Raw genomic sequence first — 15716 nt, forward strand, 5'->3', positions numbered from 1 at the left:
GGAAGGCCCCCGGGAATCGACCCCGGGGGCCTTCCTCATGCGTACGGAAGGACGAGGCGCTCAGAACAGGCGGTCGCCGAACTCCGCCCACACCAGCGCCGCCACCACCGCGTACATCGCGAGCGGGACCAGCCAGTGCGGTGCCACCCGGCGCACCCAGGAGCGGGGCCCGGCGACGTGGCGGGTGACGTACCAGAACAGCGGGATCATCACCGCCCACACCAGCAGGCACCAAGGGCAGAGCGCCCCGATGACGTACAGGCACTGGCCGATCAGCCAGACCGTGAAGGCGAAGCCCGCGGCGACACCCGCCCAGATGCCGAGCCACAGCCACCGCGGGAAGGCGGCGCCCGCCACCAGGGCGAGCCCCAGCGCGGCCAGGGCCGCGAACGCGCCGACGCCGAGCAGCATGTTGGGGAAGCCGAGCAGGTTGCCCTGCCAGGTGTCCATGACGTCGCCGCAGCTCAGCACCGCGTTGATGGAGCAGCCGGGGGAGAAGGCCGGGTCCTCCAGCACATGGACGCGGTCGGCGGTCAGGGCGGCCGAGGCGAGGGTGCCGAGCAGTCCGCCGATCAGCAGGAGCAGGGCGGTGCCGCGCGCCGGACGGCGGGAGGTGGAGGCTGGCATGGCCTCAACGCTAAGCAGGCGGACGGCCATCGGGGGAGGGCCGAACGGGCAGAAGCCGCGTGCGACATATCACTAAATTTGGGCCGTTCGGCTTAGGCGTTCGGGCCCAAAGACCTTGGATGATGGAAGGCATGCACACCCCGCCCGCCTCCTCCGCGCCCCAGCGCGCGCTGGCGGCGGCGCGTGCCGCGAGCGCGCGCTGGGTGGGCGAGGAGCGCGCCCTGGACGTGCTGATCGCGCTGAGCTGCTTCGGCCTGATGGTCCTGGACGTGCCCGGCCTCGCCAAGGCGGACAACTCCCTCAACAGCTACACCGCGCCCCCCGTCCTCGCGCTGGGCGCGGCCACCCTGCTCTTCCGGCGCCGCTGGCCGTGGCTGCCGTATCTGGTCGCGCTGGTCTTCCTGGGCTGGCTGCACCAGTTGAACCTCGTGCAGTTCGCGCTGTACTCGCTCGGCCGCTTCCGGGGCCGGCGCGCGAGCATCCTCGCCACCTGCGGGTACATCGCGGTGGCGTACGCCCTGTTCAACCTGCCGGGCTGGCCCGACAGCCGGGGCGAGACGCTGAGTTCGTTCCTGGCGATCGTGGTGCCGGTGGGCGTGCTCGCCTCCGGCGTCGGGATCTCCGCCTACCGGCACGACCTGGTGCGGGAGCTGGAGGCCCAGCGCGCCGAGACCGCGGCCCTGCACGCCGTGCAGGCCGAGCGGGTCTCGGTGGCCCGCGACGTGCACGACATGGTGGGCCGGGAGCTGACGATGCTCGCGGTGCGCTCCGAGGTGCTCGCGATGCGGGCCAGGAACGAGCCGCACCACAAGGACTTCGAGGAGCTCGCGGACACCGCGCGCCGGGCCCATCTGATGCTGAACGAGATCATCGTGCGGCGCGCCGACGAGCGCACCGCCACGCCCGGGCTCGACGGGCTGCTCGCTCTGGCCGAGGAGAGCCACGCCGCGGGCACGCCGGTCGGGCTCGACATCGAACCGGCCGCCCACCGGCTGTCCCCGCTGCGCCAGGCGGCGGTGTACCGGGTGGTCCAGGAGTGCCTGACGAACTCGGTCAAGCACGCGCGGGGCGAGCCGGTCGCGGTGACCATCCGGCTCGCGGACGGGGACCTGGTGGTCACCGTCCAGAACCCGCTGCCCCGCTCGGCGCCCGTGAAGGCCCCGGTCTCCACCGGCACCGGGACCTTCTCGATGCGGGAGCGGGTGGAGAGCATGGGCGGCTCGCTCGCCACGACCCGTACCGACACCACGTACGAGGTCCGGGCGACCCTTCCGGCCGGTACGGTCGGCTGACCGGCCGGGCAGGGCGCGCCGCGGGTCAGGCGCTCGCCAGGAGCCTCTGCAACTGGTCGAAGTCCTCCACGCACCTGCCCGAGCCGAGCACCACGCAGTCCAGCGGGTCGTCCGCCACGAACACCGGGATGCCGGTCGCCGACGCCATCCGCAGGTCGAGGCCCGGCAGCAGCGCGCCGCCGCCGGTCAGCACGATGCCGTGCTCCATCACGTCGCCCGACAGCTCCGGCGGGCACTCCTCCAGGGTGACCCGCACCGCCGCGATGATCGACTCGACCGGTTCGTCGAGCGCGGCCCGCACCTCGCGCGCGGTGAGCCGGAGCGTCTTGGGCAGGCCCCGCACCTTCTCGCGGCCCCGGACCGTGAAGACCCGCTCCTCCAGCTCCTCGTCGCCCGGCACCGGCCACGCCGACCCGATCGCGCACTTGACGTCCTCGGCGGTGCGCTCGCCGATGAGCAGCGAGTGCTCCTTGCGGACGTAGTCGGTGATCGCGGTGTCCAGGCGGTCGCCGCCCACCCGCAGGGACTGCGAGGTGACGATGCCGCCCAGCGAGATCACCGCGACCTCGGTGGTGCCGCCGCCGATGTCCACCACCATCGAGCCGCGCGGCTCGGCCACCGGGAGCCCGGCCCCGATCGCCGCCGCCATGGGCTCCTCGATGAGGTGCACGGCCTTGGCGCCGGCCCGCTGCGAGGCGTGCACGATCGCGCGCCGCTCCACCGGGGTCACCCCGCTCGGCACGCACACCACCATGCGGGTGCGCGGGCGGCGGCCGGGCACCGCCTTCTTCACGAAGTGGCGGATCATCTCCTCCGCCGCCTCGTAGTCGCTGATCACGCCGTCGCGCAGCGGCCGGATCGCGGTGATCGAGCCGGGGGTGCGGCCGATGGTCTCCTTGGCCTCCGTGCCGACCGCGAGGGCCGTGCGCCCGCCCTCCTTCATCGCCACCACGGACGGCTCGTTGAGCACGATGCCCTGCCCCCGGGCGTAGAGAAGCGTGTTGGCGGTGCCGAGGTCGATCCCTATGTCCATGATCGCCAAGTTTGCCGGGGCGGGCCGGGGGACCCGGGGGCCGAAGGTCCCGAAAGGGGCGGGTCCAAGGTCCTGTCGGTGGTCGTCCGTAGACTGGCCTCGTGACCGAGCAGCCCGACCGCAGTGAAGCCGATGACTTCGACGGAATCGTCGAAGCCGAGACCGACAGAGACCCCGACCTGGCGGTGATCGAGGCCGGCAGCCGCACCTTGCGCACCCACGGCGGCCCGCCCCAGGGCGAGGCCGTGCCCGCCCGCCCCGCCGACCCCGAGGTGGACGCGGCGCTGCGCGCGGTGGAGACGGAGCTCGCGGGCCGCTGGGGCGAGACCAAGCTGGAGCCGTCCGTGCGCCGCATCGCCGCGCTGATGGACGTCCTGGGCGAGCCGCAGCGCGCCTACCCGACGATCCACATCACCGGCACCAACGGCAAGACCTCCACCGCCCGCATGATCGAGGCCCTGCTCGGCGCCTTCGAGCTGCGCACCGGCCGCTACACCTCGCCGCACATCCAGTCGATCACCGAGCGGATCAGCCTGGACGGCCTCCCGATCCCCGCCGAGCGCTTCATCGAGACGTACGAGGACATCAAGCCGTACGTCGAGATGGTGGACGCCAGGGAGGAGTTCCGGCTCTCCTTCTTCGAGGTCCTCACCGGCATGGCGTACGCGGCCTTCGCGGACGCCCCGGTGGACGTGGCCGTCGTCGAGGTCGGCATGGGCGGCTCCTGGGACGCGACGAACGTGATCGACGCGGGCGTCGCGGTCGTCACCCCCATCGACCTCGACCACACCGACCGGCTGGGCAACACGCCGGCCGAGATCGCCGTCGAGAAGTCCGGGATCATCAAGCAGGGCGCGACCGTCATCCTGGCCCAGCAGCCGGTGGACGCGGCGCAGGTCATGCTGAAGAAGGCCGTCGAGACGGACGCCACGGTGGCCCGCGAGGGCATGGAGTTCGGCATCGTGGGCCGCGAGGTCGCCGTCGGCGGCCAGCTCCTGACGCTGCGCGGCCTCGGCGGCGAGTACGAGGAGGTCTTCCTCCCGCTGTACGGAGCCCACCAGGCGCACAACGCGGCGGTGGCGCTCGCCGCGGTCGAGGCGTTCTTCGGCGTCGGCTCGCAGCAGGCGGGGCCGCTCGACATCGACACCGTCCGCAAGGCGTTCGCCTCCGTCGTCTCGCCGGGCCGCCTGGAGGTCGTGCGCCGCTCGCCGACCGTGGTCCTGGACGCCGCGCACAACCCGGCGGGCGCCCGCGCCACCGCGGACGGCCTGACCGAGGCGTTCGGCTTCTCGCGCCTGATCGGCGTGGTCGCCGCCAGCGCCGACAAGGACGTGAAGGGGCTGCTCGAAGCGTTCGAGCCGGTCCTCGCCGAGGTCGTCGTCACCGCCAACACCTCCATGCGCTCCATGGACGTGGACGAGCTGGCCGCGCTCGCCGTCGAGGTCTTCGGCGACGAGCGGGTCGTGGTCGAGCCGCGCCTGGACGACGCCATCGAGGCCGCCATCACCCTGGCCGAGGAGGAGGACGAGTACGCGGGCGCGGGCGTCCTCGTCACCGGCTCCGTGTTCACGGTCGGCGATGCCCGGCTGCTGCTGAAGAGGGGCTGAGCCGATGCGTACGCTCTGCGCGTCCACCCTGATCGGTGAATTCTTCGTGATCGCCTTCGCGGGCCTGGTCGCGATGAAGGACCCGGACCTCGCGACCACCACCGTGTGGACGGTCTGCGGCATCGGCATGCTGCTCTCGGTCCTGCTCTGCGGGACGCTGGGCCGGCGCGGCGGTGTGGAGCTCGGCTGGGCGCTCCAGATCGCCCTGATCGCGAGCGGTTTCGCGGTCCCGCTGATGTTCTTCATGGGCGCCCTCTTCGCGGCGCTGTGGTGGGCCTCGGTCCACTACGGCCGCAAGATCGACGAGGCGAAGGCCCGCTTCGCGGCGCAGGCGGAGGCCCAGCCCCAGGGCTGAGGCGCGGCGGTGGTACCGGGTGACGGCGGTTCAGCTACACCCGGTAATCTCGGCGGACCGCACACGTTTGCCAAGGAGCCGTACACCATGACGCAGCGCACCCTCGTCCTCCTCAAGCCGGACGCCGTCCGTCGCTCGCTGGTCGGCGAGATCATCGGCCGCATCGAGCGCAAGGCCGGCTGGCAGATCACCGCTCTGGAGCTGCGCACCCTGGATCAGGACACGTTGGAGCAGCACTACGGCGAGCACAAGGGCAAGCCTTTCTACGAGCCGCTCGTGGAGTTCATGTCCTCGGGTCCGGTCGTCGCCCTGGTGGTCGAGGGGGAGCGCGTCATCGAGGGCGTACGCCAGTTGGCGGGTCCCACCGATCCGATCGCGGCGGCCCCCGGTTCGATCCGTGGCGACTTCGGGACCATCGTCCGGGAGAACCTCATCCACGCCTCGGACTCCGAGGAGTCCGCGGAGCGAGAACTGAAGATCTTCTTCCCGGGCCGCGCCTGATCATTTCCTGACGGAATGTCAGCCATATAGCGCTCATGACCTGGGGCGACCGAAGGAATTTCGGTCGCCCCCCGGCATATGCGGGCCGACTTCGGGAACGCATCGCCCCGACACGACGTCACCCATACTGAGGTGGACCACCGCGCCGTGTCCGCGCAGGCCGGACTACGATGGGGCCTCACGCTCAACGCAGCCACCTCGCCGACCTGAGAAGCCGTCAACGCTCGATTAGGGAAGGCCGGACGCATCCTCATGGGGAGCAACAAAATGTCGTTCATCGGCCGTGACATGGCTGTCGACCTCGGGACCGCCAACACGCTGGTGTACGTCAGGGGCCGCGGAATCGTCCTGAACGAGCCGTCCGTCGTCGCCATCAACACCAACACCGGCGGCATCCTGGCGGTCGGCGCGGAAGCCAAGAAGATGATCGGCCGTACGCCGGGCAACATCGTGGCCGTACGACCGCTGAAGGACGGCGTGATCGCCGACTTCGAGATCACCGAGCGGATGCTCCGCTACTTCATCCTGAAGATCCACAAGCGCCGGTACCTGGCCCGCCCGCGCGTCGTGGTCTGCGTGCCCTCGGGCATCACGGGAGTCGAGCGCCGCGCCGTCATCGAGGCCTCCACGCAGGCCGGCGCCCGCCAGGTGCACATCATCGAGGAGCCCATGGCCGCGGCCATCGGCTCGGGCCTGCCGGTCCACGAGGCCACCGGCAACATGGTCGTCGACATCGGCGGCGGCACCACCGAGGTCGCCGTGATCTCGCTCGGCGGAATCGTCACGGCGCAGTCGATCCGGGTCGCCGGCGACGAGCTCGACAACGCGATCATCCAGCACATCAAGAAGGAGTACTCCCTCCTCCTCGGTGAGCGGACCGCCGAGCAGATCAAGATCACCATCGGTTCGGCGTACGACCTCGACAAGGACGAGCACACCGAGATCCGCGGCCGCGACCTCGTCTCCGGCCTGCCGAAGACCGTCGTGATCTCCGCCGCCGAGGTGCGCAAGGCGATCGAGGAGCCCGTCAACGCGATCGTCGACGCCGTGAAGACCACCCTCGACAAGTGCCCGCCGGAGCTCTCCGGCGACATCATGGACCGCGGCATCGTGCTGACCGGCGGCGGCGCCCTGCTGCGCGGCCTGGACGAGCGGCTGCGCCGCGAGACCGGCATGCCGATCCACATCGCCGAGGACCCGCTGGACTCGGTCGCCCTCGGGTCCGGCAAGTGCGTCGAGGAGTTCGAGGCGCTCCAGCAGGTGCTCGACGCGCAGCCCCGCAGATAGCTCCCGGGGCCTGCTGTCCGCCGTATGGGTCACTGCCAACCCGTACGGCGGATCGTTGATATACAGATCGAAGAGATCTTGTAGATCACCCACATTCCTACGAGGAAGGCACGGCCGCCGCACGTGAGGGACACACGAGAGAGCCGGCTGCTCCTGGTGCTGCTGATCGCCGTAGCGTTCGCGCTGATCACGGTCGATATCAGAGGCGGGGCGAATTCACCGGTGGACGGCGCCCGGCAGGCCGCCGCCGCCGTCTTCGGGCCGGTGGAGAACGGGGTCGCGGCCGCCGTCGACCCGGTCGGCAACGCGATCGGCGCGGTGCGCGACTCCGGCAGGCGCCACGACAAGATCTCCGCCCTTCAGGCCGAGAACGAGGCGCTCAAGCAGAAGCTCGGCAGCGACTCCCGCAACCGCAGCCGTCTGAACCAGCTCGACTCGATGCTGAAGACCGCCGGCGAGGGTCAGTACGGCATCAAGGCCGCCCAGGTCGTCGCCATAGGAGCGGCCCAGGGCTTCTCCTGGACGGTCACCATCGACGCCGGGTCCCGCGACGGCATCCAGCGCGACATGACGGTGCTCAACGGCGAGGGCCTGGTCGGCCGGGTCACCACCGTCGGCCCCTCCACCTCCACCGTGCTGCTCGCCAACGACCCCGACTTCACCGTCGGCACCCGGATGGAGAACAGTGACGAACTGGGCTTCGCCACCGGCCACGGCGACCGGCCGCTGTCCGTGCAGCTGCTCAACGGCAAGGCCAAGGTCAACCCGGGCGACCGCCTGGTGACCTTCGGCTCGCAGGCCGACAAGCCGTTCGTGCCGGGCGTCCCGGTCGGCGAGGTCGTCAAGGTCGACCCCTCGGGCGGCGACCTCACGCGCACCATCTACGTACGCCCCTACGTCGGCTTCACCAAGCTCGACATCGTCGGCGTCGTCGTCCAGGCCCCGCGCACCGACCCGCGCGACCAGGTGCTGCCCGCCAAGCCCCAGCCGACCCCGACCCCGACGGTCACCGTCACGGCCTCCCCGCCCGCGACCCCCAACGGCCAGGGCAACACCCCGATCGCCAACGAGAACGCGGTCGCCAACCCCGACCCGAACGCGAACGCCAACCGCCCCAACGGCAACGCCAACCCCTCGCCGGGCCAGGCCAACCCCCCGGCCGGGAACGCGAATCCGCCCAACCCCAACGGTGAGCCGAACGGCAACGCGAACGCCGACGGCGAGCAGTAGGAGCTGATCCAGATGCGTGTCAACAGGGTCATCCTCTCCGCCGCCCTGATCGTCGTCGCCCTCGTGGTCCAGGTGAGCGTGCTCGCCCGCCTCCAACTCCCGGGCGCCGTACCGGACTTGGTGCTCCTGACCGTGCTCGGCCTGGCGCTGGTCTACGGCCACGTCGGCGGCGCCTTCGTCGGCTTCGGCGCCGGGCTGCTCGCCGACCTCGCACCCCCCGCCGATCACGCGGCCGGGCGCTACGCCCTGGTGCTCTGCGTGATCGGCTACCTCGCGGGCCTCGCCAAGCCCGACCACGGACGGCTGCGCACGGCCGTCGGGCCGATGCTGGTGGTGGTCGGCGCGGCCATCGGGTCGACGCTGCTCTACGCCCTGGTCGGCGCGCTCGTCGGGGACACCGCGGCCCGCCACGTCGGCCTGCCCAGCCTGCTGTTCACGGCCGCGGTCTACGACCTGCTGCTCGCGCCGTTCACCGTGCCGCTGATCATGGCCATCGCCCGGCGGGCCGAGAACGACCCGCTCGCCGACACCACCGGCAACGGCGGCCCCAAGAGCAACATCACCTCCGGCTGGCTCTCCGGCGGCACCGGCCTGCGCATCGGCAACCAGCGCGGCGGTCTGCGGATCAAGGCCGCCAGGAACAGAGCGGCCCGCGCGGGCCGCATCAAGGGCGTCAAGCGACTGTGAACCAGGGGGTCGTCACGGCATGAGCAACATCCCTGAGACCGGCCGCACCCCCCGGGTGCGGATCCGGCTCATCATCATCCAGGTCCTGGTCTTCTCGCTCCTGCTGACGCTGGGCGGACGCCTGTGGTACCTCCAGATCCGCAACGGCCAGGAGTACGAGGACGAGGCCAAGAACAACCACGTCCAGCAGGTCGTCCAGCCCGCCGTGCGCGGCTCGATCCTCGACGCCCGCGGCGTGCCGCTCGCCGACAACGAGACGCGTCTGGTGGTCTCCGCCTCGCGCACCGACCTGTCGAAGATGCCCGACCGCGGCAAGGCCGTCCTGACCCGGCTCGCCGCGGTGCTCGGCATGAAGCCGCAGGACGTCATGGACAAGGTCAGGCTCTGCGACGCCAAGACCCCCAAGCCCTGCTGGAACGGCTCCCCGTACCAGCCGATCCCGGTCACCGACAAGGCCACCACCCAGCAGGCCCTCCAGATCCGCGAACGCTCCGAGGACTTCCCCGGCATCACCGCCGACCCCACCGCCGTACGCCGCTACCCCGCGCCCGGCAAGGCCAACACCGCCCAGGTGCTCGGCTACCTCTCGCCCGTCACCGACGACGAGATCACCAAGGCGAAGAACAGCGACTCGCCCTACCTGCGCTCCGACCAGGTCGGCCGCTCCGGCCTCGAGCGCACGTACGACAAGCAGCTGCGCGGCAAGGCGGGCATCACCCGGTACGAGGTGGACAACCTCGGGCGGGTCATCGGGCAGGCGCAGAGCGACAAGGCGCAGCCCGGCTCCAACGTCGTCACGTCGATAGACGCACGCGTGCAGGCCGTCGCCGAGTACGAGCTGAACAACGCGATGGTCGAGGCCCGCAAGCAGTTCGACAAGATCACCAACGAGAACTACAAGGCGGACTCCGGCGCCGTCGTCGTGATGGAGGCCAAGACGGGCCGCATCGTGGCCATGGCCTCGGCCCCCACCTACGACCCGAACGTCTGGGTCGGCGGCATCTCCGGCAAGGACTACCAGGCCCTCACCGGCAAGGACAGCGACTATCCGCTGCTGAACCGCGCCATACAGGGTCAGGCGGCGCCCGGCTCGACGTTCAAGGTGGTCTCCACGGCCGCCGCGGTCGAGGCGGGCTACAAGTGGGACGGCGGCTACCCCTGCACCAGCTCGTACTCCGTGGGCGGCCAGGTCTTCAAGAACTTCGAGGGGGAGAACTTCGGCCCCATCTCGCTCGGCCGCGCCCTGGAGGTCTCCTGCGACACCGTCTTCTACGGGCTCGCCGACAACGAGTGGAAGCGGGACGGCGGCATCAACCCGAAGAAGGGCCAGCCCAAGGACTACTTCTACAAGGCGGCCCACCAGTTCGGCCTCGGCAAGCCCACCGGCGTGGACCTGCCCAACGAGGTCACCGGCCGCGTCCCGGACCGCCAGTGGAAGGAGAACTACTGGGCGGCCAACAAGGACAGCTGGTGCAAGACCGGCAAGAAGGACGGCAGTTACGTCGAGAAGATCTCGTACGAGAACTGCCTCGAAGGCAACAAGATGCGCGAGGGCGACTCGATCAACTACTCCATCGGCCAGGGCGACACCCTCGTCACGCCGATCCAGGAGGCCATGATCTACGGGGCGCTCGCCAACGGCGGCACCATGCACGCCCCGACCATCGGCAAGGCGATCGTCAGCGCCGACGGCAAGAACGTCCAGGAGATCCAGCCGAAGGTCAACGGCAGGCTGCCGATCACCCAGGCCACCCTCGACGGCATGAACAAGGCCCTCGCGGGCGTCATCACCGGCGGCACCGCCGCCTGGAAGTTCCAGGGCTGGCCGCAGGACAAGATCGAACTGCACGCCAAGACCGGCACCGCCGAGGTCTACGGCAAGCAGACCACCTCGTGGCTCGCCACGTACTCCAAGGACTACACGGTCGTCATGACCATCGCCCAGGCCGGTACGGGTTCCGGCGCCTCCGGTGAGGCCGTGCGCAAGATCTACGAGGCGATGTACGGCGTCGACGACTCCGGCAAGCAGGACCTCAAGCGCGCCCTGCTGCCGCAGCCCGAGCAGTCCCTGCCCAAGATCCAGGCCGACGGTTCCATCGACGCCCCGACGGTCGCCGCCTACGACCCGGACGCCGGCAAGACCAAGGGCAAGGACCCCAAGCAGCCCGACGGTCAGCCGCAGCCGAACAGCAGCCCGGCCACCAACGTCGACAACCGCAACCCACGAAGGGACTAGCGCCATGGCAGGCTTCTCCGTCCAGCGCTACGCCCCCAAGGAGCGCGGCGCCTTCGCCAAGCTGACGGCACGCGACTCGGTGCTGCGCAGACTCGACTGGCCGCTGCTGCTCTCGGCCCTCGCGCTGTGCCTGATCGGCTCGCTCCTCGTGTGGTCGGCGACCCGCAACCGCACCAGCATCAACCAGGGTGACCCGTACTTCTTCCTGATCCGGCACATCATGAACGCCGGCATCGGGCTCTGTTTGATGATCGGCACCATCTGGCTGGGCCACCGCACCCTGCGCGGCGCCGTGCCCATCCTGTACGGGCTGTCCATCCTGCTGCTGCTCGCGGTGCTCTCGCCGCTCGGCGCCACCGTCAACGGCGCGCACTCCTGGATCGTGCTCGGCGGCGGGTTCTCCCTCCAGCCCTCCGAGTTCGCCAAGATCGCGATCATCCTGTGCATGGCGATGCTGCTCGCGGCCCGGGTGGACGCGGGCGACCAACCGCACCCCGACCACCGCACGGTGATGAAGGCCCTCGGCCTCGCGCTGATCCCGATCGGCTGCATCATGCTGATGCCCGACCTCGGCTCGACCATGGTCATCGTGGTGCTCATCCTCGGCGTGCTGCTGGCCTCCGGGGCCTCCAACCGCTGGGTCTTCGGGCTGCTCGGCGCCGGTGTGGTCGGCTCGGTCCTGGTCGCCGCGCTCGGGATACTGGACAAGTACCAGATCAACCGCTTCGCCGCGTTCGCCAACCCCAACCTCGACCCGGCCGGCGTCGGCTACAACACCAGCCAGGCGAGGATCGCGATCGGCTCGGGCGGCCTGACCGGCACCGGGCTCTTCAAGGGCTCGCAGACCACCGGCCAGTTCGTCCCCGAACAGCAGACGGACTTCGTCTTCACGGTCGCCGGAGAGGAACTCGGCTTCGTCGGCGCGGGCCTGATCATCGTGCTGATCGGCGTCGTCCTGTGGCGCGCCTGCCGCATCGCCCGCGAGACCACGGAGCTGTACGGCACCATCGTCGCGGCCGGAATCATCGCCTGGTTCGCCTTCCAGTCCTTCGAGAACATCGGCATGACGCTCGGCATCATGCCGGTGGCGGGCATCCCGCTGCCCTTCGTCTCCTACGGAGGCTCGTCCATGTTCGCGGTGTGGGTCGCCATAGGGCTGCTCCAGTCGATCCGGGTGCAGCGGCCGATAACGGCCTAGCGGGCAGCGGCCCGGACCGGCCCCGCGAGGATGGCCGGTCCGTGGCCCTGCCGCCGCCCGCCGATCGCGTCTAGATTCTGGTCATGGCGGACACGAAGCGCGAGATCGAGCGGAAATTCGAGTTCACACCGTCCGACGGGGACCGGGCGCCCCTTCCGGACCTGACCCGGATCCCCGGCGTCGCCGACGTCGTCGACCAGGGAGTCGTCGACCTCGACGCCGTCTACTACGACACTGCTGACCTGCGCCTGGACGCCGACTCGCTCACCCTGCGCCGCAGAACGGGCGGTGCCGACGCCGGCTGGCACCTGAAGTTCCCGGTCGCCGCGGGCGTCCGCGACGAGGTGCGGGCCCCGCTCTCCGACCGTCTCCCGGCCTCGCTGTCCGCGCTGCTGCGCTCCCGCGTCCGCGACGGCGAGCTCCTTCCCGTCGTACGCCTGCTGTCCTCCCGCGACGTACGCCACCTGCTCGCCGACGACCGCACCCTGCTCGCCGAGCTCAGCATCGACACCGTCCGCGCCGAGGGGCTGCGCGACGGCTCCACGACGGCAGCCTGGACCGAGATCGAGGTCGAACTCGCCGACGGCGTCGACGACGAGAGCATCCTGGACAATGTGGAGAAACGGCTGCGCAAGGCGGGCATCCGGCCCTCGACGAGCCCGTCCAAGGTCGCAAGGGCGCTGCGCGAGACGGCCCCGAACCCGCCCGGCGAGACCGGGCGGACACCGCGGACCGGGCCCGCCGACGGCACCGCGGGCGCCCACGTCCTCGGCTACCTGCGCGCCCAGCGCGACGCGCTCGTGGCCCTCGACCCGGCCGTCCGCCGCGAGCTGCCCGACTCCGTCCACCAGATGAGGGTCGCCACCCGTCGCCTGCGCAGCGCGTTCAAGTCGTACGGCAAGGTCCTCGACCGGGGTGCCACCGACCCCGTCGGCGCCGAGCTCAAATGGCTCGCGGCCGAGCTCGGCGTCGACCGCGACCAGGAGGTGCTCGCCGAACGCCTGCGGGACCGCATCGCCGCCGTGCCCCGCACCCTGCTCCTCGGGCCGGTGCGCGGCCGGCTCCGCCTCTGGTCGGTGGCCCGCCGCGCGGGCTCCCGGCGCCGCACCGTCGCCGTGCTCGACAGCGAGCGCCACCTCGCCCTGCTCGGCTCCCTCGACGCGCTGCTCGCGGCCCCGCCGCTGCTCCCCGGCGCCGAGAAGCCCGTCGCCGACGTCCTGCCCAAGGCCGTCCTCAAGGACTACGACCGGCTCGCGGGCCGGGTCCGCACCGCGCTCGACCTGGCCCCCGGCCACCAGCGCGACCTCGCCATGCACGAGGCCCGCAAGGCAGCCAAGCGCGCCCGGTACGCCGCCGAGGCCGCCGCCCCCGCGCTCGGCAAGCCCGCCACCAAGTTCGCCAAGCGTATGAAGGCCGTGCAGAACGTGCTCGGCGACCACCAGGACAGCGTGGTCGCCCGCGACGCCCTGCGGCTCCTGGCCATCCAGGCCCACGCGGCCGGCGAGTCCGCGTTCACCTGGGGGCTCCTGTACGGCCAGGAGGAGGCCACCGCGGCGCTGCGGGAGAGCGAGCTGCCCGGCGTCTGGGCCCGCGCGAGCGCGCCGAAACTGCGCAGGCGCCTGACGGCCGGATGATCGCCGGGTGAGGGGGCGACCCGGCTCGCGTTACGCTAGAGAGTCGCCCCCTGCCAGCCCACGAAGGTCGAGATGTCTGCCGAGTCCGTCTTCCCACAGCTCGAAGCGCTGCTCCCGCATGTGCAGAAGCCGATCCAGTACGTCGGCGGTGAGCTCAACTCCACCGTCAAGGCCTGGGACGAGTGTGACGTCCGCTGGGCGCTCATGTACCCGGACGCGTACGAGGTCGGGCTGCCCAACCAGGGCGTCATGATCCTCTACGAGGTACTGAACGAGCGGCAGGGCGTCCTGGCCGAGCGCACGTACAGCGTGTGGCCGGACATGGAAGAGCTCATGCGCGAGCACGCGGTGCCCCAGTTCACGGTGGACTCGCACCGCCCGGTGCGCGCCTTCGACGTGTTCGGGCTCAGCTTCTCCACCGAGCTCGGCTACACCAACATGCTCACCGCCCTCGACCTCGCGGGCATCCCGCTGGAGTCCAAGGACCGCACGATCGACGACCCGATCGTCCTCGCGGGCGGCCACGCGGCCTTCAACCCGGAACCGATCGCGGACTTCATCGACTGCGCGGTCATCGGCGACGGCGAGCAGGCCGTCCTCGACATGACCGAGATCATCCGGGCGTGGAAGGCCGAGGGCCGCCCCGGCGGCCGCGAGGAGGTCCTGTTCCGCCTCGCGAGGACGGGCGGGGTCTACGTCCCGGGCTTCTACGACGTGGAGTACCTGCCGGACGGCCGCATCGCCCGGGTCGTGCCGAACCGGTCGGGCGTGCCGTGGCGGGTGTCCAAGCACACCGTCATGGACCTCGACGAGTGGCCCTACCCCAAGCAGCCCCTGGTCCCGCTCGCCGAGACCGTCCACGAGCGCATGTCCGTGGAGATCTTCCGCGGCTGCACCCGCGGCTGCCGCTTCTGCCAGGCCGGCATGATCACGCGCCCCGTGCGGGAGCGAAGCATCACCGGCATCGGCGAGATGGTGGAGAAGGGCCTCAAGGCGACCGGCTTCGAAGAGGTGGGCCTGCTCTCCCTCTCCTCCGCGGACCACACCGAGATCGGTGACATCGCCAAGGGCCTCGCGGACCGCTACACCGACGACAAGATCGGCCTCTCGCTGCCCTCGACCCGCGTGGACGCGTTCAACGTCGACCTCGCCAACGAGCTGACCCGCAACGGCCGCCGCTCGGGTCTGACGTTCGCCCCCGAGGGCGGCTCCGAGCGCATGCGCAAGGTCATCAACAAGATGGTCTCGGAAGAGGACCTCATCCGGACCGTCGCGACGGCCTACGGCAACGGCTGGCGTCAGGTGAAGCTGTACTTCATGTGCGGCCTGCCGACCGAGACCGACGAGGACGTCCTCCAGATCGGCGACATGGCGGTCAACGTGATCGCCAAGGGCCGCGAGGTCTCCGGCCAGAACGACATCCGCTGCACCGTGTCCATCGGCGGCTTCGTCCCCAAGCCGCACACCCCGTTCCAGTGGGCGCCGCAGCTCAGCGCCGAGGAGACGGACGCCCGCCTGGAGAAGCTCCGCGACAAGATCCGCGGCGACAAGAAGTACGGCCGCTCCATCGGCTTCCGCTACCACGACGGCAAGCCCGGCATCGTCGAGGGCCTGCTCTCGCGCGGCGACCGCCGCGTGGGCGCCGTCATCCGCGCCGTCTACGAGGACGGCGGCCGCTTCGACGGCTGGCGCGAGCACTTCAGCTACGACCGCTGGATGGCCTGCGCCGACAAGACGCTGCCCTCTTTCGGCGTCGACGTCGACTGGTACACCACCCGCGAGCGCACCTACGAGGAGGTCCTCCCCTGGGACCATCTCGACTCGGGCCTCGACAAGGACTGGCTCTGGGAGGACTGGCAGGACTCGCTCGACGAGACCGAGGTCGAGGACTGCCGCTGGACCCCGTGCTTCGACTGCGGCGTCTGCCCGCAGATGGACACGAGCATCCAGATCGGGCCGACGGGGAAGAAGCTGCTGCCGCTGACGGTCGTCAAGTAGCGCTGCGCGAAGAGGGAGGAGCTGCCGTGTC

The 15716-nt window shown here is 70.7% G+C and carries 13 protein-coding genes; 11 read left to right on the top strand and 2 right to left on the bottom strand.

All coding sequences use genetic code 11. The annotated features are described in order from the left end of the window. Positions 1 to 60: 60 nt before the first annotated feature. Positions 61 to 627, bottom strand: coding sequence for a vitamin K epoxide reductase family protein (locus AC07F3_RS06705; protein WP_479111141.1), 567 nt, complete (start codon positions 625 to 627; stop codon positions 61 to 63). 131 nt (positions 628 to 758) lie between these two features. Between AC07F3_RS06705 and AC07F3_RS06710 the strand changes: the two genes are divergently transcribed. Then, positions 759 to 1919, top strand: coding sequence for a sensor histidine kinase (locus AC07F3_RS06710; RefSeq protein ID WP_479111143.1), 1161 nt, complete (start codon positions 759 to 761; stop codon positions 1917 to 1919). 25 nt (positions 1920 to 1944) lie between these two features. Here AC07F3_RS06710 and AC07F3_RS06715 read toward each other — a convergent pair whose 3' ends face one another. After that, positions 1945 to 2952 carry a rod shape-determining protein gene (locus AC07F3_RS06715; RefSeq protein ID WP_479111145.1) on the bottom strand — a complete coding sequence of 336 codons (1008 nt, stop codon included), beginning with the start codon at positions 2950 to 2952 and terminating at the stop codon, positions 1945 to 1947. 101 nt (positions 2953 to 3053) lie between these two features. Here AC07F3_RS06715 and folC point away from each other — a divergent pair, with 101 nt between their 5' ends. From folC to AC07F3_RS06765, 10 genes are all read left to right on the top strand, one after another. Next, positions 3054 to 4559, top strand: coding sequence for a bifunctional tetrahydrofolate synthase/dihydrofolate synthase (gene folC / locus AC07F3_RS06720; RefSeq protein ID WP_479111147.1), 1506 nt, complete (start codon positions 3054 to 3056; stop codon positions 4557 to 4559). Positions 4560 to 4563: 4 nt separating this feature from the next. Further along, positions 4564 to 4914, top strand: coding sequence for a DUF4233 domain-containing protein (locus tag AC07F3_RS06725; RefSeq protein WP_479111149.1), 351 nt, complete (start codon positions 4564 to 4566; stop codon positions 4912 to 4914). A gap of 87 nt (positions 4915 to 5001) precedes the next feature. Beyond that, positions 5002 to 5415 (top strand): nucleoside-diphosphate kinase, encoded by a 414-nt coding sequence (gene ndk, locus AC07F3_RS06730; protein WP_114036852.1) that lies wholly within the window; start codon positions 5002 to 5004, stop codon positions 5413 to 5415. 267 nt (positions 5416 to 5682) lie between these two features. Then, positions 5683 to 6702 carry a rod shape-determining protein gene (locus AC07F3_RS06735; protein WP_053727412.1) on the top strand — a complete coding sequence of 340 codons (1020 nt, stop codon included), beginning with the start codon at positions 5683 to 5685 and terminating at the stop codon, positions 6700 to 6702. Positions 6703 to 6825: 123 nt separating this feature from the next. Next, positions 6826 to 7932, top strand: a complete 1107-nt coding sequence (gene mreC, locus AC07F3_RS06740) for a rod shape-determining protein MreC (RefSeq protein WP_479111152.1) — start codon at positions 6826 to 6828, stop codon at positions 7930 to 7932. 12 nt (positions 7933 to 7944) lie between these two features. Next, entirely contained in the window at positions 7945 to 8619 is a 675-nt protein-coding gene (mreD, locus tag AC07F3_RS06745) for a rod shape-determining protein MreD (RefSeq protein WP_479111154.1), read from the top strand. Positions 8620 to 8638: 19 nt separating this feature from the next. Continuing rightward, the gene (gene mrdA / locus AC07F3_RS06750) at positions 8639 to 10855 is read left to right on the top strand and encodes a penicillin-binding protein 2 (RefSeq protein WP_479111156.1); all 2217 of its coding nucleotides are present in this window, start codon (positions 8639 to 8641) and stop codon (positions 10853 to 10855) included. Between the two features lie 4 nt (positions 10856 to 10859). Continuing rightward, positions 10860 to 12053 carry a rod shape-determining protein RodA gene (gene rodA, locus AC07F3_RS06755; RefSeq protein ID WP_479111158.1) on the top strand — a complete coding sequence of 398 codons (1194 nt, stop codon included), beginning with the start codon at positions 10860 to 10862 and terminating at the stop codon, positions 12051 to 12053. 83 nt (positions 12054 to 12136) lie between these two features. Further along, a complete protein-coding gene (locus tag AC07F3_RS06760; RefSeq protein ID WP_479111160.1) occupies positions 12137 to 13687 on the top strand; it encodes a CYTH and CHAD domain-containing protein in 1551 nt (516 codons plus the stop codon). A gap of 72 nt (positions 13688 to 13759) precedes the next feature. Continuing rightward, on the top strand, positions 13760 to 15685 hold the full coding sequence (locus AC07F3_RS06765; RefSeq protein WP_114036858.1) for a TIGR03960 family B12-binding radical SAM protein: 1926 nt from the start codon (positions 13760 to 13762) through the stop codon (positions 15683 to 15685). The last annotated feature ends 31 nt before the right edge of the window (positions 15686 to 15716 follow it).

The sequence above is a fragment of the Streptomyces sp. NPDC045846 genome (assembly GCF_056431605.1).